Annotated in this window: 18 protein-coding genes and 2 tRNA genes; 13 read left to right on the top strand and 7 right to left on the bottom strand. The window is 63.8% G+C overall.

Features of this window, described 5'->3' with window-relative positions; all coding sequences use genetic code 11:
* Positions 1–72: 72 nt before the first annotated feature.
* Positions 73–948 carry a phosphoribulokinase gene (locus ACR652_RS02800; RefSeq protein WP_434505002.1) on the bottom strand — a complete coding sequence of 292 codons (876 nt, stop codon included), beginning with the start codon at positions 946–948 and terminating at the stop codon, positions 73–75.
* Positions 949–1229: 281 nt separating this feature from the next.
* On the opposite strand from ACR652_RS02800, the gene ACR652_RS02795 reads away from it, so the two are divergent.
* From ACR652_RS02795 to ACR652_RS02780, 4 genes are all read left to right on the top strand, one after another.
* Positions 1230–1306: transfer RNA gene (locus tag ACR652_RS02795), tRNA-Met, on the top strand.
* A 175-nt stretch (positions 1307–1481) separates the two neighbouring features.
* Positions 1482–1934 carry a hypothetical protein gene (locus ACR652_RS02790; protein WP_434505001.1) on the top strand — a complete coding sequence of 151 codons (453 nt, stop codon included), beginning with the start codon at positions 1482–1484 and terminating at the stop codon, positions 1932–1934.
* Between the two features lie 100 nt (positions 1935–2034).
* On the top strand, positions 2035–2307 hold the full coding sequence (locus tag ACR652_RS02785) for a hypothetical protein (RefSeq protein ID WP_434505000.1): 273 nt from the start codon (positions 2035–2037) through the stop codon (positions 2305–2307).
* A gap of 132 nt (positions 2308–2439) precedes the next feature.
* Positions 2440–2892, top strand: a complete 453-nt coding sequence (locus tag ACR652_RS02780) for a helix-turn-helix domain-containing protein (protein ID WP_434504999.1) — start codon at positions 2440–2442, stop codon at positions 2890–2892.
* Between the two features lie 37 nt (positions 2893–2929).
* Here ACR652_RS02780 and ACR652_RS02775 read toward each other — a convergent pair whose 3' ends face one another.
* Entirely contained in the window at positions 2930–3316 is a 387-nt protein-coding gene (locus ACR652_RS02775) for a hypothetical protein (RefSeq protein WP_434504998.1), read from the bottom strand.
* A gap of 137 nt (positions 3317–3453) precedes the next feature.
* On the bottom strand, positions 3454–4629 hold the full coding sequence (locus tag ACR652_RS02770; protein WP_434504997.1) for a pyridoxal phosphate-dependent aminotransferase: 1176 nt from the start codon (positions 4627–4629) through the stop codon (positions 3454–3456).
* Positions 4630–4832: 203 nt separating this feature from the next.
* On the opposite strand from ACR652_RS02770, the gene ACR652_RS02765 reads away from it, so the two are divergent.
* From ACR652_RS02765 to ACR652_RS02745, 5 genes are all read left to right on the top strand, one after another.
* A complete protein-coding gene (locus ACR652_RS02765) occupies positions 4833–6881 on the top strand; it encodes a YgiQ family radical SAM protein (RefSeq protein WP_434504996.1) in 2049 nt (682 codons plus the stop codon).
* A gap of 91 nt (positions 6882–6972) precedes the next feature.
* Positions 6973–7431 (top strand): helix-turn-helix domain-containing protein, encoded by a 459-nt coding sequence (locus ACR652_RS02760; RefSeq protein ID WP_434504995.1) that lies wholly within the window; start codon positions 6973–6975, stop codon positions 7429–7431.
* A gap of 355 nt (positions 7432–7786) precedes the next feature.
* Positions 7787–8278 carry a response regulator gene (locus ACR652_RS02755; protein WP_434504994.1) on the top strand — a complete coding sequence of 164 codons (492 nt, stop codon included), beginning with the start codon at positions 7787–7789 and terminating at the stop codon, positions 8276–8278.
* A 126-nt stretch (positions 8279–8404) separates the two neighbouring features.
* On the top strand, positions 8405–8833 hold the full coding sequence (locus ACR652_RS02750) for a universal stress protein (RefSeq protein ID WP_434504993.1): 429 nt from the start codon (positions 8405–8407) through the stop codon (positions 8831–8833).
* A gap of 42 nt (positions 8834–8875) precedes the next feature.
* A complete protein-coding gene (locus tag ACR652_RS02745) occupies positions 8876–9229 on the top strand; it encodes a c-type cytochrome (protein WP_434504992.1) in 354 nt (117 codons plus the stop codon).
* 8 nt (positions 9230–9237) lie between these two features.
* Here the strand turns inward: ACR652_RS02745 and ACR652_RS02740 are convergent, their stop codons facing one another.
* Positions 9238–9591 carry a CZB domain-containing protein gene (locus ACR652_RS02740; protein WP_434504991.1) on the bottom strand — a complete coding sequence of 118 codons (354 nt, stop codon included), beginning with the start codon at positions 9589–9591 and terminating at the stop codon, positions 9238–9240.
* Positions 9592–9748: 157 nt separating this feature from the next.
* Between ACR652_RS02740 and scpA the strand changes: the two genes are divergently transcribed.
* Positions 9749–11914: a methylmalonyl-CoA mutase gene (gene scpA / locus ACR652_RS02735; RefSeq protein WP_434504990.1), complete on the top strand. Its 2166-nt coding sequence runs from the start codon at positions 9749–9751 to the stop codon at positions 11912–11914.
* Between the two features lie 255 nt (positions 11915–12169).
* Entirely contained in the window at positions 12170–12841 is a 672-nt protein-coding gene (locus ACR652_RS02730) for a sulfate transporter family protein (protein WP_434504989.1), read from the top strand.
* A 73-nt stretch (positions 12842–12914) separates the two neighbouring features.
* On the opposite strand, the gene ACR652_RS02725 is transcribed toward ACR652_RS02730, so the two are convergent.
* Together ACR652_RS02725 and ACR652_RS02720 are read right to left on the bottom strand one after the other, a co-directional pair.
* Positions 12915–14171 (bottom strand): hypothetical protein, encoded by a 1257-nt coding sequence (locus tag ACR652_RS02725; RefSeq protein WP_434504988.1) that lies wholly within the window; start codon positions 14169–14171, stop codon positions 12915–12917.
* Between the two features lie 513 nt (positions 14172–14684).
* Entirely contained in the window at positions 14685–15692 is a 1008-nt protein-coding gene (locus tag ACR652_RS02720; RefSeq protein WP_434504987.1) for a complex I NDUFA9 subunit family protein, read from the bottom strand.
* A 187-nt stretch (positions 15693–15879) separates the two neighbouring features.
* On the opposite strand from ACR652_RS02720, the gene ACR652_RS02715 reads away from it, so the two are divergent.
* A tRNA-Leu gene (locus ACR652_RS02715) sits at positions 15880–15964 on the top strand.
* A 190-nt stretch (positions 15965–16154) separates the two neighbouring features.
* Here ACR652_RS02715 and ACR652_RS02710 read toward each other — a convergent pair.
* Positions 16155–16409: a hypothetical protein gene (locus tag ACR652_RS02710; RefSeq protein ID WP_434504986.1), complete on the bottom strand. Its 255-nt coding sequence runs from the start codon at positions 16407–16409 to the stop codon at positions 16155–16157.
* A 141-nt stretch (positions 16410–16550) separates the two neighbouring features.
* Here ACR652_RS02710 and ACR652_RS02705 point away from each other — a divergent pair.
* Positions 16551–16828, top strand: a 278-nt coding sequence (locus tag ACR652_RS02705; protein ID WP_434504985.1) for a hypothetical protein, incomplete at its 3' end; no start/stop codon positions are given.

Below are 16828 nucleotides of genomic sequence, written 5' to 3'. Positions count from 1 at the left end.
GAGCGCGCGGATGGCGTTGGCGCAGTTGCGCGTGTCGGCGGCTTCAGTCAAGTCTGACATTTCCCATTACTTTCAGGTCGCGCTCTTGCGGCGCCGGACGAGTTCGAGAATCCTCGGCGTGAGGATGAGTTGCATCGCGAGATCGAGCTTGTTGCCCGGTATGACGATGGAATTGGCCCTGGACATCCAGCTACCGGCGATCATGGCCACGAGATAGGGGAAATCAACCCCGCGCGGCTCGCGGAAGCGGATCACGACGATGGACTCGTCGGGGGTGGGAATGGAGCGCGCGACGAAGGGGTTCGAGGTGTCGACTGTCGGCGCGCGCTGGAAGTTGATGTCGGTCTCCGAAAACTGCGGGCAGATGTAATGCACGTAATCGTGCATGCGGCGCAGGATCGTTTCCGTGACGGCCTCGGTCGTATAGCCGCGCGAATGGCGGTCACGGTGAAGCTTCTGCGTCCATTCGAGATTGATGACCGGCACCACCCCGATCTTGAGGTCGGCGTAGCGGGCGACGTTGACCTCGTCGGTCACCACCGCCCCGTGCAGGCCCTCATAGAAGAGGACGTCCGTGTTGGGAGGCAGCTCCTCCCAGTCGGTGAACCGGCCGGGCGGGACGCCCAGCAGGGCGGCCTCGTTCTCGTCGTGGGCGTAGTGGCGGTAGCGGCCGGAGCCGGTCTCGCCATATTCGCGGAAGAGATTTTCGAGCTCCGAGAGGAGATTGGCGTGCGGGCCGAAATGACTGAAGTTGTAATTGCCGCTGCCCTGCGCCTCGGCCATCTTCGCCTTCATTTCCTCGCGGTCGAAGCGATGGAAACTGTCGCCCTCGACATAGGCGACCTCGATCCTCTCGCGACGGAAGATCTGCTCGAACGTGGCCTTGACGGAACTCGTGCCCGCGCCGGACGAGCCCGTGATCGAGATGATGGGGTGTTTGACCGACATGGGCGCGCTACCCGATGAGTTCCTTGTCGAGCTTGCGGCGTGACGCGCCGGCAGGCTTGCCGCGCCCGGCTTGTCGCATGCTGGACCGGCAAAGAAAAGGCTCTTGAGGCGGCAAGCCGCGCGCCCCCTCGCGACCCTCCAGTCGCCGCCCCTTGGAGGCGCTCCCTGGCCGCTCTCCGCCCTGATCGCCTTTTTGTCGGAACGGTCCATGAGCCGCTTGACTTGGCGCATGGGCGCGACCTATATCGCACCCGTCTCAAGGCCGCGCCAAGACGGTCCGGGGCGGAGTAGCTCAGTTGGCTAGAGCAGAGGAATCATAATCCTTGTGTCGGGGGTTCGAATCCCTCCTCCGCTACCATTGTTTCCGAGCGAACCATCAGGTCCGGATGACCTCCAGCGGCAGGGCCGCGTTCAGGCAAGCCGCGCCGTCCCCCCGTCCGATTTTGCCTCCAGACCTTGCCACGAACCCATTGTAACGGCTAAGAGTGATTATTACATTCGCTCGGCATTGTGTTCTAGGGTGGGAAAGCAAGATGTCCGACCAGGGAGTGATTTTTCCTCAGACGGTCGTCAAAGAAAAATATGCTTTGTTCAAGCACGAGTTCCTGGAGTTTCTGTTCTCTGAACTCGTCGACATGCGGTCTGTTTTCGAAAACGACTTGGACTCTATGCTCATCTACACGGCCATCTCGCGCTTTTATTTAAGAGATGAGCGCGCGGGACTGTCGCCGGGATGTGATGAGTTCGACAGCCGCGGATTCAGCGCCACGCGGATTTCGGCTCAGACGAAAATCCCGCGCGAAACCGTCCGCAGGAAGCTGCACGAGCTCCAGGGCAGAGGCCTCATCGAGAAAGGCCCGCGTGACGAATGGCGGATCGCCGTGAAGGACGGATTCCCCGTCATCCGGACGGAATATCAGCACGAATGGCGCCGGGAGATGGAGCGGGTCGTGAAATTCGTCAAGGCGCTGAAGGATCACGTCTAGCCGGGCAGGGGCGTCCGCATGTCCTGGACGGCCACGGTCGCTCTTGCTTGTGAACTTTGCTAGTCTCGACCGATGCGGCAAGTGAATTGGAGAGGCGCTGATGATGACTCCCCCCAAGGACCGCGTCGAAATCGTGCTGATGTCCGATCAGCCGCATCCCCTGCACCTGTGGATTCAGACGACGGCCGAGCTTGCGCGGCGACTGGACTACAACAAGGAAAAGTCCGTTCGGATTCTGGGCGGCGCTGTGATCCTGCTGCTTGCGGCGTTTTTTCTCTCGCCGGGATCGACAATCATCCTGCTGCTCCTCGGCCTTATTGTGATCTTTCCTCTCACGCTCGTCGGAATGGTCGGGTTTTTTAAGGAGAGTTAGAAGCGCGGCGCCGGATCAGGGCTTTCCCGCAGCGAGCTGAGGCGGCGGCTTTGCGTGAGCAGGCCGTTCGCCCGCCGGGCTTCCTCTCGCCGGCAGCCATCGGGCGTCCAGACTGGAACGGAGGGACCCGGGATGTCGCATAACCCATCGACGCCGCAGACCGTCGTCGAAGAAAATTATGTGAAGTTTCAGCACGAGTTCATCGAATTTCTGTTCGCCCATCTCGTCGACATGCGAACGATCTTCGAAGGAGATCTGGACGGGCTGCTGATCTTCATGTCGGTGTCGCGATATTATCTGAGAGACGAGCGCGCCAATCCCGCCATGGATGAGGACGAGTTGGGCTCCAATCGCCATCTGACGCTTTCGCGCATCGCGGAACTGACCAAAATCCCGCGTGAGACTGTGCGCCGCAAGCTGCAACGCCTTGAAAGCAAGGGGTTGCTGGAAAAGGGACCCTACGACAATTGGCGACTGACCGTTCTGGACGGTCAGCCGGTGATCCGGACGCGCTATGAGCCGGTGTGGCGGCGCGTCATGCAGCGGCTGGTGAAGCTGGTGAGAACTCTCAAGGGCGACGTCTGACGCCGGGTCGTTTCGCGCATCGGCGTCGTCGCCGGGATCAATAAAATCCCGGCCCCCACGGACCCCAGGCGCCCCAGTCCATCATCGCCTGCTGGTTCATTTCGGCGGCCATGAGTTGCTCATTGGCGATGTTCCTGGCAATGCGCATCTGCTGATAATTCTGATAGGCGGCGTCGTTGCCGACATAGACGCACTGGCAGCCGGCGGCGTCGGCGTAGACGTAGAAATTCTTGCCGTTCTTCACATGCGGCACGAGCTTGTATTGCTGCATCGCCTTGAGATTGGCGAGTTTGGCGGGCGTGTCCGCCGGCTTCATGGTGAATTGCGCCGCGGCCAGCATGTTCTCCGTGTCCTGCGCGCCAATGCTGGCGCAGGAAGAGAGCCCAAGCGTCAATGCGGCGCATGCCAGCCCGAATTTTTTCATTTGTCTCAACTCCACGCAAAACAGACCAATCTACCGGGCCGCCTTCTAGCAAAGACCCTCGCGGGAGACCAGAGCGCCGCCCGCTCCCGCAAGGCGATTGGCGAGCGGCTTCAGAAAGAATTGGAATCCTGAGCGGATTATCTCGCAAGCGCGCGCACGCCCGAGACAAGGCGTCCGACGCCTTCGGCCGCCGTCTCGGCTTGCAGCGCGCCATAGGCGACGCGCAGGTAACAGCCTTGCGTCAATCCGAAAGCGCTTCCGGGTATCACGGCGACGCGGTGCTCCTCGATCAGTCTGGTCGCATAGTCGAGCGGGGCAAGGGGCGTCTTGAGACGCAATAGGAAATACAATGCGCCGGCGGCGTCGGGAACGTCGGCCAGGCCCTCTTCCTGCAGGAGCGCGAGTTCGCGCTTCACCATGGCGCGCGTTTTTGCCAGCTTCCCGACTTTCTCCCGCACGAAGGCGGCTCCCTCTTCGAGGGCGCCGAGCGCGGCGTATTGGGCAATGACCGGCGGACAGATGATCACCGTGTCCTGAATTTTCCGCAACGCCGGCTCGAGCTGCGTTGGGAACGCCATCCAGCCGATGCGCCAGCTCGCGAAGCCATAGGCCTTGGACATGGAATAGAGCGAGATCGTATGCGCCGCCGCGCCCGGGATGGAAGCGGGCGAGAAGTGTCGCGCGTCGTCATAGGTGAAATATTCATAGGCTTCGTCGCTGAGGTGAAAGAGCCCATGTTCGGCGCAGAGCAAATTGACCGCGCGCAGATCATCCTCGCGATAGACGGCGCCGGAGGGGTTGTTGGGCGAGACCGTCAGGATCGCGCGGGTCCGCGGCGTGATGGCGGCGCGGATGGCGTCGACGTCGAGCTGATAATCCCCGTCGGTTGGGACCAGGACAGGCCGGGCGCTGGCCATGACGATGGCCATCTCATGATTGAAATAATAGGGAACCGGCAGGATGACCTCGTCGCCGGGGTCGAGAATGGCGAGGGCCGCATTGAGAAAGGCCTGATTGCCGCCGGCGGTCACCATCAGGCCGACGCCATGCGCCGCGCCGACGTCGACGCCATTCTCCACGGAAAGCTTGCGGGCGAGGCTCTCCAGCAGGGCAGGCAGGCCGGACGTCGCCTGATATTTATGGTTCTCCGGCTCCGAGAGGAACCGCGCGATCTGAACCGACGCGGCCGGCGGCGGCCCGTAATTGACCACGCCCTGGCCGAGGGAAATCGTCCCCGGATTGGCGCGGATCAGATCGGCGACGACCGGGATGATCGGCGTCTGGACAGCCTGAAGTCTGTGGGAGTCGCGCATGGAGGTCCTGAAAGCAGGCGCGCAAACCACGCGCATGAACCACAAAATGGAGGCAGCCGCCTTGCCGGTCGGGGGTTCCCTACCGCATGGCCCGCCGCTTCTTCAATAGCAAAGCTCGAAAGTCTTTCGGGCCCCGCCGGCGCCTATGTTAAACTGATCGGAAAGAGGCGCCTTCCGGCGTCCAACAGCCAACCCCCGAGATCATGGCCGCTTCAGAACCGCAGAGCGCGAAGCCGCTCTTTTCCTACCGCAAATATTGGGCGCGTCGCTTCGGCGTGGCTCCCTTCCTGCCCATGTCGCGCGCGGAGATGGAGGCGCTGGGCTGGGAGTCCTGCGACATCATACTTGTCACGGGCGACGCCTATATCGATCACCCGAGCTTCGGCATGGCCATTGTGGGCCGGCTGCTGGAGGCGCAGGGGTTCCGGGTCGGCATCATCGCCCAGCCCGAGTGGCGCGACGCGACGGCCTTCCGGGCGCTGGGCCGGCCCAATCTGTTCTTCGGGATCACCAGCGGCAACATGGACTCCATGGTGAACCGCTACACCTCCGACCGTCGCCTGCGCCACAATGATTCCTATACGCCGAACGGGGAGGGCGGCAGACGGCCCGACCGCGCGGTGATCGTCTACGCCCAGCGGGCGCGGGAGGCTTTCCCGGAGACCCCCATCGTTCTGGGCGGCATCGAGGCCTCCCTGCGCCGCATCGCCCATTACGATTATTGGTCGGACAAGGTGCGCCGTTCGGTCCTGCTCGACGCCAAGGCGGATCTGCTGCTCTATGGCAACGCCGAGCGGGCGCTGGTCGAGGTCGCGCATCGCATCGCCCGGCGCGGGCTCGATCAGGATTTTTCCGACATCCGCGGGCTCGCCTTCGCGCGAGACGCGACTCCCGCGGGCTGGACTGAAGCGCATGCGGACGATCTCGACGACGCCAGCGAAGGGCGGCGGCGGGGCGGCGCCGGCGCGGCGGATGAGCAGATCGTGATCCGCCTGCCGTCCTTCGAGCAGGTGCGGGAGGATCGCGAGGCCTACGCCCGCGCCTCGCGGGTGCTCCACAAGGAGAGCAATCCCGGCAACGCCCGGCCGCTCACCCAGATGCACGGGGATCGCGATGTCTGGCTGACGGCGCCGCCCATTCCGCTCACCATGCAGGAGATGGACGCGGTCTACGAGCTGCCCTTCGCCCGCGCGCCGCATCCCTCGTACGAGGGCGCGAAAATCCCCGCCTGGGAGATGATCCGCCATTCGGTGACGATCATGCGCGGCTGTTTCGGCGGCTGCTCCTTCTGCTCGATCACCGAGCATGAAGGGCGCATCATCCAGTCCCGCTCCGAAGGCTCGATCCTTCGCGAGATTGAAACCATCCGCGACAAGACCGAGGGATTCACGGGCGTCATTTCCGATATCGGCGGGCCGACCGCGAACATGTATCGCATGGCCTGCAAGGACAGGGAGACCGAGGCCCTGTGCCGGCGTCCCTCCTGCGTCTATCCGGACATCTGCAAGAACCTCGACACGAGCCACGACGCGCTGATCGCGCTGTATCGCAAGGCGCGCGCGCTTCCCGGAATCAAGCGGGTGATGGTCGCCTCGGGCGTGCGCTACGATCTCGCGGTCAAGAGCCCCGCCTATGTGCGCGAACTCGTCGAGCATCATGTCGGCGGCTATCTCAAGATCGCGCCCGAACATACGGAGGAGGGCCCGCTCTCCAAGATGATGAAGCCGGGCATCGGCTCCTACGACCGCTTCAAGCAGTTGTTCGACGCGGCGGCGCGGGCGGCGAAGAAGGATTATTTCCTGATTCCCTATTTCATCGCCGCGCATCCGGGCACGACCGACGAAGACATGATGAATCTCGCCCTCTGGCTGAAGCGCAACAAATACCGCGCCGATCAGGTCCAGACCTATCTGCCCTCGCCGATGGCGCTCGCGACCGCCATGTACCACAGCGGCTTCAACCCGCTGAAGCCGGTCCGGCGCGGCGCGTCGGAGCCGGTGGACGCCGTGAAGGGTCTCCGCCAGCGGCGCTTGCACAAGGCGTTCCTGCGCTATCACGACCCCGAGAACTGGCCGATCCTGCGAGAGGCGCTGAAGGCCATGGGCCGTGCCGATTTGATTGGCCCCGGCAAGCATCAGCTCGTGCCGGCCTGGCAGCCGGCGGGGACCGGCAAGGCGGGAGAGGGGCGGCGCCTGCCGCAGAAGGGCCATCAGCGTCCGCCGGCGCGGAAGTTTCTGACGAAAGGCGTCTGATGGCGCGGCCGGGCATTTTGCGCCGGACAGTCGAGCGCTTATGTTTCGGCGAACGGCGCACCGGCGCCCGCATCATCGGACAGGAAGCCGAATGTCCCAGGACGAGAAGGTGTTTCCAGACACGGTCGTGCAGGAGAATTACGTCACCTTCCAGCACGAGTTCATCGAGTTTCTGGTCGCGCAGCTCATTGATTTCCGGAAGGTGTTCAACGGCGATCTCGACGAGCTGCTCGTCTTCATCTTCGTGGCCCGCTACTACCTGCGCGAGGAGCGCGGACGCACGCAGGAGCATCACGACCAGGACGGCTACTGGGCCGCGCCGCCCACGCTCTCCCGCATCGCCGAATTCACCGGAATCGCGCGGGAGACCGTGCGGCGGAAGCTGATCTCGCTGCAGGCGCGCGGATTGATCGAAAAAGTGGACCACGACAAGTGGCAGCCGACGACGAAGGGCGACATCCCCGTCATCCGCCTCGATTACGAGCAGTTCTGGGCCCGCGAGATGCGCAGGCTGGTGAAGCTAATCCGGGCGCTCAAGTCCTACGTCTGACCCCGAAAAGGAAAAAGGGCTGCTGTCGCCAGCAGCCCAAGTCGGGGGAGAACGCCCGAGGAGGGCGGAAGTCAGCTGAGGGGAGGGGCTGACTGCGATTACCCTAGTGGGGGCCTCACGCCCAATCAACGATTGGACGCTCACTTTGGGCAAGGAGGCCCAAGGTGAGACAAAATGCCGCAAACGTTGCGCCCAAGCTGCTCTGGAGGAGAAAAAGACCAGCCGCCGGAACGGTTTGAGAACGGGCGCGTTAAACAGCATTGCAGCCATGGCCGCGTCCGCAGACGGGCGGCCCGCGCGCCTCTCGAGCGACATCGACGCGAACCGCAGACGGCTGCGACGGACGAGGCAGATCGTGAACCTCCCTTCGGAAGACGTGCAGACGCCAGAGACGGCGAACAGCCCGCGAATGAAGCGCCAGCGGCGCGCCCTCGACGTGCTTGTCATCGAGGACGAGTCCATCATCGCCAAGGACATCGAACTGATCGTGAGCGATCTGGGCCATCGCGTGATCGGCCCTGCGCGCACGCAGGAGGAGGCGCTTTCGCTGGGGTTGAAGGCGCGCCCCGCCGTGGTGGTGGCGGACGTCAAGCTGGCCGACGGCAGCTCCGGCATTCTGGCGGTCAATGAGATGCTGAAAAGCATCGACGCAGCGGTCATCTTCGTCACCGCCGTGCCGCAATGGCTGCAGACCGGCGAACTGGAGCCCGTGCTGGTGATCCCCAAGCCCTATACGGTGGAGGAGATCAAGGCGGCGGTTTCCCATGCCACCTCCAGGCGCGCGCAGTCGATGGAAACCTTCGTGGCGACAAAAGACGCCGTCAGCCGCCTGACCCGCAAGCAGTAACCGTCCTTCCAGATCGGCGGCGGCGCTTTCTCGCGAGAACGCGCCGCTGTCAGCATTGGCTCGCGCCCTTCGCGAAAAAGGGCTATCTGATGCATGGAACAGACAAAAGATTGCAGGGAGGCGGCGATGTACAAAAAGATTCTCGTGCCGGTGGATCTGAGCGACCCCGAAATGACGACGCATGCGCTCGACGCCGCGCTGGCGCTGGCGAAGACCGGCGCCGAGGCCAGCCTGCGGCTCATCAACGTGCAGCCGCTCGTGCCGGTGGCCTTCGTGGACTATATCCCGCCGAACTTCGATGAGGAGATGCGCGAGGCCGCCGAGAAGGATCTCGCCGCGCTGGCGGCGAAGGTCGAATTGCCGCATGAGCGCGTGTCCTCGATCGTCCGCTTCGGCGCGGTCTATCCGGAAGTCCTCGCGGAGGCCGAGGACTGGGGCGCGGATCTGATCGTCGTCGGGTCGCATCGGCCGACGATGGCGACCTATCTCCTCGGCTCCAACGCCAAGACGATCGTGCGTCACGCCAGGTGTTCGGTTCTCGTCGTTCGCCAGTAGCGTGTGATGACAGTCGCGCGGGCGGCCGCTAGTCTTTGCCGCATGGTCCGATTCGCCGCCCGCCCGCTTTGCCTTCTCGGCCTTTCCGCGCTTCTCGCGGGGCTTTTTGGCGCCGCCGCTCAGGCGGCCTCGCCGGAGACGCTGCGCCGGGGCGCCGCGATCGCCAAGCGCAATTGCAGCGCCTGCCACGCCATTGGGCGCAGTGGCGCGAGCCCCAATCCGAAATCGCCGCCGTTTCGGAACCTGTCCCGCCGATACCCTCTCTCCAATCTGGAGGAGGCGCTGGGGGAGGGGATCGTGGTGGGCCACGAGGGGCTCGACATGCCGCAGTTTCGCTTCGATTCCGGGCAGGTGGAGGCGCTGCTCGCCTATCTGACCTCGATCCAGAAGCGCTGACCGCCCAGCTACGCGCCGATTTCGCGCCTGAGCTTGGTGATGGCGACCGTCGTGTCCATCGACGCCTTGGCGTAGGGAGAATTGGCGTCAAGCGCCGCTGTGGCCTCCCCGTATTGCCTGGCGTTGATCAGAGCCGCGACCCGGCCAGCCTCGCGATGAAAGGTGGCGTGGGCCTGCATGCAGGTCGAGAAATCAGCCAGATGCGCATATTTCGAGCGCGCCTCCCCATGCAGCCACTGGCCGAACGGACAGACATTGTCTTTTGCCGCGGCCGTGGCGTCGAGGGCGGACTGCGACACGATGGCGCCGCGCAGCTTGGTCTTCCACTCGACATGGGCGGCGATCGCTCTCTCGAAATCCATTCTGGCCTCCGCTTGCGGGGCGCCCGGAAATGCGGCCCTTCCCGTCAAGGTTACCCGGCGCCGCTTGCTTCAAGCTGTCGCACAAGGGGGCCGCAGCCGGACTTTGCGCCCGCGCCGCCTCTCGGTTATGAGACAATCGGAAACAGCCGAGGGTAAAATGTCCGCGATCCCCGATTTCACCAAAATCCCCTTCGCCCCCGTCTCCGTCGCGCAGGAGGCGCCGTCGCGGAACTGGCTCACCCCCGAGGGGATCGAGGTGAAAAACGCCTATGGGCCACAGGATGTGGAGGGCCTCTCCTTCGTGGACGGCTACCCCGGCCTCGCGCCCTTCGTGCGCGGCCCCTATTCCACCATGTATGTCGCCCAGCCCTGGACGACCCGCCAATACGCCGGCTTCTCCACGGCAGAGGACTCCAACGCCTTCTACCGCCGCAATCTGGCCGCCGGCCAAAAGGGCCTCTCGGTGGCCTTCGACCTCGCCACCCATCGCGGCTACGATTCCGACCATCCGCGCGTCATGGGCGACGTCGGCATGGCGGGCGTCGCCATCGATTCGATCTACGACATGCGCACGTTGTTCGACGGCATTCCGCTCGATCAGATGTCGGTGTCCATGACCATGAACGGCGCGGTCCTGCCGGTTCTGGCGCTCTTCATCGTGGCGGCGGAAGAGCAAGGTGTTTCGCCGGACAAGCTCACCGGCACGATCCAGAACGACATTCTCAAAGAATTCATGGTGCGCAACACCTACATCTATCCGCCGGACCCCTCCATGCGGATCGTGTCGGACATTTTTGCATACACCAGCAAGCATATGCCGAAGTTCAACTCGATCTCGATCTCCGGCTATCACATGCAGGAGGCGGGCGCTTCGGCCGATCTGGAGCTCGGCTACACCCTCGCCGACGGCGTGGAATATGTGCGCGCCGGCGTCGCCGCGGGGCTCGACATCGACGCCTTCGCGCCGCGCCTGTCCTTCTTCTTCGCCATCGGCATGAATTTCTTCATGGAAGTGGCCAAGCTGCGCGCCGCGCGCCTGCTGTGGGCGCGGCTGATGAAGGATCTCGGCGCCAAATCCGAGAAGAGCCTGACGCTGCGCACCCATTGCCAGACCTCGGGCTGGTCGCTCACCGCGCAGGACGTCTACGTCAATTCGATCCGCACCTGCGTGGAGGCGATGGCGGCGACGCAGGGCCACACCCAGTCTCTCCACACCAATGCGCTCGACGAGGCGCTGGCGCTGCCGACCGACTTCTCGGCCCGCATCGCCCGCAACACGCAGATCGTTCTCCAGCAGGAAAGCGGCACGACCCGCGTCATCGATCCCTGGGGCGGCTCCTATTATGTCGAGCGCCTGACGGCGGAACTGGCCAAGAAGGCCTGGGATCACATCGAGGAAATCGAGAAGCTCGGCGGCATGGCCAAGGCCATCGCGGCGGGCGTGCCCAAGCAGCGCATCGAAGAGGCCGCCGCCAAGACGCAGGCGCGCATCGACAGCGGGACGCAGATCGTCGTCGGCGTGAACAAATATCGCCCCGAGAACGACGCCAAGCCCAATGTGCTCAAGGTCGACAACGCCGCCGTTCGCGCCGCCCAGCTCGACAAGCTGAAGCGCCTGCGCGCCGAACGCGACGAACCGACGACTCAGGCGGCGCTTGATGCGCTGACGGAAGCCGCTTCGTCGGGGACCGGCAATCTGCTCGATCTCGCCGTCAAGGCGGCGCGCGCCAAGGCGAGCGTCGGCGAAATCTCCTTCGCGCTCGAAAAGGTGTTCACGCGCCACAAGCCGAAGGCGAATGTCATCTCCGGCGTCTACGCCAAGGAAGCCGGCAAGGACAGCGCCCAGGTCGGCCGCGTCGTCGGCATGACCCGCGACTTCGAGGAGAACACCGGCCGCAAGCCGCGCATTCTCGTCGCCAAGATTGGCCAGGACGGCCACGATCGCGGCCAGAAGGTGATCGCCTCGGCCTTCGCCGACATGGGCTTCGACGTGATCATCGGCGACCTTTTCGCCACGCCCGACGAGGTGGCCCAGAAGGCCAAGGAAGCGGACGTGAATATTGTCGGCGTCTCGACCATGACCGCCGGCCATCTGACGCTGACCCCCGAACTGCGCGACGCGCTGGCGCGGGTGGACCGCAAGGACATCATGATGGTCGTCGGCGGCGTGATTCCGCCGGATGACTTTCAGGCGCTCTACGACTTCGGCGCCGCCGCGATCTTCCCGCCGGGGACCAACATCCCCGTGGCCGCCGAGCAGCTTCTCCACGAACTCAACATCCGCCTGGGCTTCGCCCAGCGGGAGGCCGCCAAGGCGGGGTGATCGGGCAGGGGGGTCAGCTCTTCCACGCTCTCGTCATCGCCAGCGCCTTCAGCCCCACCGCCGGTTTCGGCGCGGGGCTTGTCCGGAAGCCGGGCCGTTCCGGCCCCGTTCGGAGCGACAGCGTCCCGACTGCGGTCTCGCACGGCAACCGTCTTTCCTGGGTGAGTGCCGACGGACTCAAGCCTCTTGCGCGCATTGCGCGCCAGCGCCATGTGCAGGGCGGCCGCGTCGCGCGCGGCAGACAGGGATCGCTCCATGACCGTCATGTTCGACTCAGCGCTCGCGGCGCTGCGGGAAATCTTCTCGCCGCCCTTCCGGAACGTGCTCCTCAAGAGCCTGGGGATGACCTTCCTGTTCCTGGCGCTGGCCTGGGTTGGTCTGGACAAGCTCGCCCTGTCCTACGTCGCCGTCAATCATCCCTGGCTTCAGCTTGCCCTCACCTATGCGACAGGGCTCGGCCTTTTCATCTTCCTCGCCTTCCTCATCGGCCCGATCTCGGTCCTCGTCACGGGCCTCTTTCTCGACGACCTCGCCGATGTCGTCGAAGCGGATCTTTATCCGCCGGACATGCGCGGGCGCGCGATTCCCGCCTCCCAGGCGATCCTCATGGGGGTGCGTTTCGCGCTTGTGTCGGCGGGCGTGAACATCATCGCGCTGTTGCTGCTGCTGGTTCCGGGGATCAATGCGGTCGCGTTTCTGTTCGCCAACGCCTATCTGCTGGGGCGCGAATATTTCCTCTTCGCGGCCACGCGCTTCCGCCCGCTCGAGGAGGCGGTCGACCTGCGGCGCCGTTACGCGCCGCAGCTCTTTCTCGCCGGCCTCTTCATCGCGGCTTTTGTCGCGACGCCGGGGCTCAATGTGCTGACTCCGCTCTTCGGCGTTGCTTTCATGTCGCGGATCCATAAGCGACTGTCGAAAACCGGGTGAGCAGCGGCGCGCTGATATGCGGGCAGCCGAACGGCGCTGATGGCGCTCACGGCTTGCCGCTGTCAGGACGTCGTCAGTAGGCCCGCCTCGCCAGATCCTTCGCGACGTCGAGAATCGTGTTCCAGTCCTGCATGCCTGCGTCGCTTATCAAGACGAGTTGATCGGATGGCATGTATTTTCTCAGCATGGCGGTAAAGAGAGACGATGCGGCGGCCGCCTGGACCGGTTCGTCGTTTCCCATTTCCTCCCCGATCATCACGCCCATCTGAAACGAGATGTCCGCCTCCCAGTTCTCGCCGGAGCTGACGCCGACACGGAAGTCGATCACCTTTTTGATGGCGTCCGGGACGCCATCTGGCCCGGTCGTCAGAGGGGGGGAAACCTTTCGCGGGTCGAGCAGCGCGCGGTCCGTCTCATTCTGAAGACGTGCGATATGGTTTTCGATATCTTCCTCGATCTGTCTCCATTCTTGCGGCGTCATCGGCCGAAAAGCGCTCACCGGCGGAAGGCCGGCAGGCAAATTCGCATTGGTGATATTGACCCAACTCTCCACGGCGCCGGGAATTCTGTCGCGCGGCGCATCGGCGGCATAGCTCGTCTCGGCATATTTCCGAGCTCGTCCCAATAGCTCTCTCATACCTTCCGTCCGGGAGGCTGTCCCCGCGTCGCCATGCGTCAGAGCTTCGCTCAGGGCCGAGGTTCCAACGGCCAGTCTTTCAGCGCTGTCGAGTGCGGCGGCCAGGCGGTCAGGCGTCAGTTGTGGCGCAACGTTGTCCGCGAGGGAGATCGTGAAGCGCCCGTCTCCGAGGTCCGCTATCCGGTCGCCGGAGAGCACCGTCCTGGAAACATGGGCGATGCTGTTCTTTACGAAACGCAGGCTTTGGTCGAGGTTTGGCACGGTCTTCCGAAGATCGGCGTCGCCGCCTTGCAGATACCCCCAATCCTTCAGGTCGCCGAGGAAAACAAACATTGCCGCCTTTTGCTCGGGTTCGAGGTCCTCCCGGCCCAGGATCTCCCGTCTTGTCTGGAGCGTGACGCCAAACAGGCTCCTGTTTTCTGGACTCGCCGCCTCCTGCCTGACGAAAGCCGCGGTCATTTCCTTCAGTTCGGCCGTAAGATTGCTATCACCCGGCGCCGAACCGCTTATTTTCGCGTCGACCTGCCGCTCGAAAGCAAGCAGGGACTCCTGCGAGATTTCAACAGGCCGGAGCGCGGTCACATTCCTGAATTTGGCTGGGACATTGATGGCGAACCAGCTTGCGAAGTGGCTGTCTTCCCGAGGGTAGAGGTCCCTCAGGGGCTCGACGCGCCCGCTGCGGTAGTTTTCCAAAAGCCTTCTGGCTTCGGCGCGCGTGTTTTGTTTCGCGTTGCCCGCAGCCGTTGAATACAGCCTCGCAGAGTCCTTGCCTTGCAGAGCGACCCTTCTCTCGCCGATTGGCCGCGGCTGCGCGGCGAGAGTGCCCAACTGTCTTTTGAACATCTGGCTCGCCGGGTTTTGCGCCCCGACAGAGGCGCCCCGCATTGTCGCGGCCTGATTTGCGGACGCGAGGTCTCCTGCCTTCGAATGCCAGGTGACTGCCTTACCGCTGGGCGCCTGCCAGGTGAGCGGGCGGCTGCCGCGCGGGCTGAGCTGAGTCGCGGCGACCCTGCCCCCATTGCTGAGATTGAGATGAAGCGACATCGGAAACCCCCTTGCCTAAATTGAGACTGAAGCTGTGCAGTGCTTTGAAAGCAAGATGCGTGCAGCTTTGCCGTGGCAGGAGCGGAAATTTGATTCGACGCCGGCTTTAAGTGGAAACGGCCGGGGCGCGCCCCGGCCGAAAATCGCGAAGGTAGAAGGAGATCAAGCCCCCAGGCGCTGGTCCTGATACTGGCCGGTCTTGCGATAGCGATAGAGGTAGGTTGGGACAATCGCCTCGATCGATTGCGCTTCGATCCCAAGACCCTGCAGCGTGCGTCCCTCGCGGATCGCTTCCTCGCTGACCACATTGTCGTGTTTGAGCAGCTCGACCTGATCGGCGGTCATGCGCAAGAGAGTGGGGAACAGGCCCAGCGACATCTTGGTGAGCAACTGGGTCACTCCCGCGACGGTCTTGCCGGTCGCGAAGGAGAGCCGGGCGACGTGGCGGTCACGTTCGGTGACCTTCAAGATATACTCGACGAGTTCGCCGAAGCTCTTCACCTCCGGGCCGCCAAGCTCATAGATCGTCCCGGCTCTGGCGCGGCCTGCGATGGCCGTGGCGACCGCTTCCGCCACGTCGCCGACATAGACGGGTTGGAACCTGGTCTGCGCCCCGACCACCGGGATCACGGGGAAGAAGCGGGCCATCGTGGCGAAGCGGTTGAAGAAGTCGTCCTCCGGCCCGAAAATCACGGAAGGCCGCAGGATCACGGCTGTCGGAATCGCGGCGAGCATGGCCGCCTCGCCCTCCGCCTTGCTGCGGCCATAGGCGGAGGCCGAATTCGGATCGGAGCCAATGGCCGAAATATGCACGACAGTCTCGATGCCGGCGGCTTTGGCGGCTTCCGCGATCGCGCGGGCGCCTTCCGACTGCACCTTGGAGAATTTCTGGGCGCCAGCCTCCGCGAGAATGCCGACAAGATTTACGACCGCCGAGGCGCCCCGCAGCGCCGCCGCGACCGATTCGGGGTGGCGCACATTCGCCTGCACAGCCATGACCTGTCCGACGCGGCCCTGCGGTTGCAGATGGAAGGCGAGATCCGGCCGCCGGCAGGCGATGCGCACCCGCCAGCCGTCGCGGGCAAGCGCGCGAACGACATAGCGTCCCACGAAGCCCGATCCGCCAAACACTGTGACCACGCGTCCCGCGCCAACGTTCACGCCGCTCATGCCTGTTGCTCCGTTCGCCGCGCCGGTCGGGCCGGCGCAAATTCTTCGCCCGTGCTCTAGCGAAATTTGACCGCAAAGGAAATGAGGCGCGGAGCCGCCCCACCGCGGTTTTTGCACGCCGCGTGATTTTTTCGCGTAGGTCCGCATTGACAGAACCGCCGCGCCTCCCCTATGAGAAGCGCCACATGCCCAGGTGGCGGAATTGGTAGACGCGCTGGTTTCAGGTACCAGTGGTGAAAGCCGTGGAGGTTCGAGTCCTCTCCTGGGCACCATCTCACGCCAGAAATCCGCAATGAATAAACGCGATTGCGAGAGTGGCGCTTTTCCGGTCCCCCACACGTCTTCCGACCTGAGCGACAGGCCGGGCAGCGCGTCGTCGTTTCAGAGCGGGGCGTCAGTCGGCAGGCAGGACGTCGCTGACGGGCTCTCACCTGCAGGCCTGGTTGCCGCCAACCCGCATCGCTAAATCGAGCGGCCCTCTTTATGCGACGGCGTGTCCGCTCCAGCCGAGCGCTCTGCCTCATACTCACCAAGAAGCTCGTCCAGCTCCGCGACATGCAATTTCAGTCGTGAGAGTGTTGCGGTGGTGACATCAACCCAGCCATGACCGCGGTCTTCCGCATGTCGTGAACGACCTGACTCCAACGCCAGTATCAGCTTCTTCGACCTCTGGCGTTCCTGCCGACACCACTCGACGATATCGTTCAAGGCGTTCATCGCATCCCCCACGCCAACCAGGCCCAGAGGTTATCTTGCGCCGCAGAGCGAGAGTTCAACATCCTGCGGGATGAGCGGCCGATCGCTTGGCCGGAACCGTTTCTCGGCGGCTGATTGCGGGGCTTCCAGGCGGTCTGTTGCTTGCAAAAAGGGTTTGATCAGGAGCCAAAAAGCAAACCCACGGCACGACGTCGACGCCATCGCGCGCCCAGCGTTCGGCGGCATAACCCTCTGATTTCAAGCACGATGGAGGGCGCGCAAAAAAAATCGAAATTAACTGTTGACCCTCTGGGAGGCTCTGGCTATAACGCATTCATCGACGGCGGCGCTGCTGAAGAGCGGGGCCTGCGGTCGTTTCTCTGCCTCCTGACGGGGTTGGTTGATCTTCGACTGGATTTTGGTCGGGGTGCGGAGGAGTG

Source organism: Methylocystis sp. (assembly GCF_051061225.1).
In the GTDB taxonomy this organism is placed as follows: Bacteria; Pseudomonadota; Alphaproteobacteria; order Rhizobiales; family Beijerinckiaceae; genus Methylocystis.
This window is presented reverse-complemented; position numbering and strand designations above follow the sequence as displayed.

Excerpts from the sequence above, each read along its gene's own strand:
- ACR652_RS02800 (WP_434505002.1), bottom strand. The coding sequence starts at position 948 with ATGTCGGTCAAACACCCCATCATCTCGATCACGGGCTCGTCCGGCGCG.
- ACR652_RS02790 (WP_434505001.1), top strand. The coding sequence starts at position 1,482 with ATGTCCGACCAGGGAGTGATTTTTCCTCAGACGGTCGTCAAAGAAAAA.
- ACR652_RS02785 (WP_434505000.1), top strand. The coding sequence starts at position 2,035 with ATGATGACTCCCCCCAAGGACCGCGTCGAAATCGTGCTGATGTCCGAT.
- ACR652_RS02780 (WP_434504999.1), top strand. The coding sequence starts at position 2,440 with ATGTCGCATAACCCATCGACGCCGCAGACCGTCGTCGAAGAAAATTAT.
- ACR652_RS02775 (WP_434504998.1), bottom strand. The coding sequence starts at position 3,316 with ATGAAAAAATTCGGGCTGGCATGCGCCGCATTGACGCTTGGGCTCTCT.
- ACR652_RS02770 (WP_434504997.1), bottom strand. The coding sequence starts at position 4,629 with ATGCGCGACTCCCACAGACTTCAGGCTGTCCAGACGCCGATCATCCCG.
- ACR652_RS02765 (WP_434504996.1), top strand. The coding sequence starts at position 4,833 with ATGGCCGCTTCAGAACCGCAGAGCGCGAAGCCGCTCTTTTCCTACCGC.
- ACR652_RS02760 (WP_434504995.1), top strand. The coding sequence starts at position 6,973 with ATGTCCCAGGACGAGAAGGTGTTTCCAGACACGGTCGTGCAGGAGAAT.
- ACR652_RS02750 (WP_434504993.1), top strand. The coding sequence starts at position 8,405 with ATGTACAAAAAGATTCTCGTGCCGGTGGATCTGAGCGACCCCGAAATG.
- ACR652_RS02745 (WP_434504992.1), top strand. The coding sequence starts at position 8,876 with ATGGTCCGATTCGCCGCCCGCCCGCTTTGCCTTCTCGGCCTTTCCGCG.
- ACR652_RS02740 (WP_434504991.1), bottom strand. The coding sequence starts at position 9,591 with ATGGATTTCGAGAGAGCGATCGCCGCCCATGTCGAGTGGAAGACCAAG.
- scpA (WP_434504990.1), top strand. The coding sequence starts at position 9,749 with ATGTCCGCGATCCCCGATTTCACCAAAATCCCCTTCGCCCCCGTCTCC.
- ACR652_RS02730 (WP_434504989.1), top strand. The coding sequence starts at position 12,170 with ATGACCGTCATGTTCGACTCAGCGCTCGCGGCGCTGCGGGAAATCTTC.
- ACR652_RS02720 (WP_434504987.1), bottom strand. The coding sequence starts at position 15,692 with ATGAGCGGCGTGAACGTTGGCGCGGGACGCGTGGTCACAGTGTTTGGC.
- ACR652_RS02710 (WP_434504986.1), bottom strand. The coding sequence starts at position 16,409 with ATGAACGCCTTGAACGATATCGTCGAGTGGTGTCGGCAGGAACGCCAG.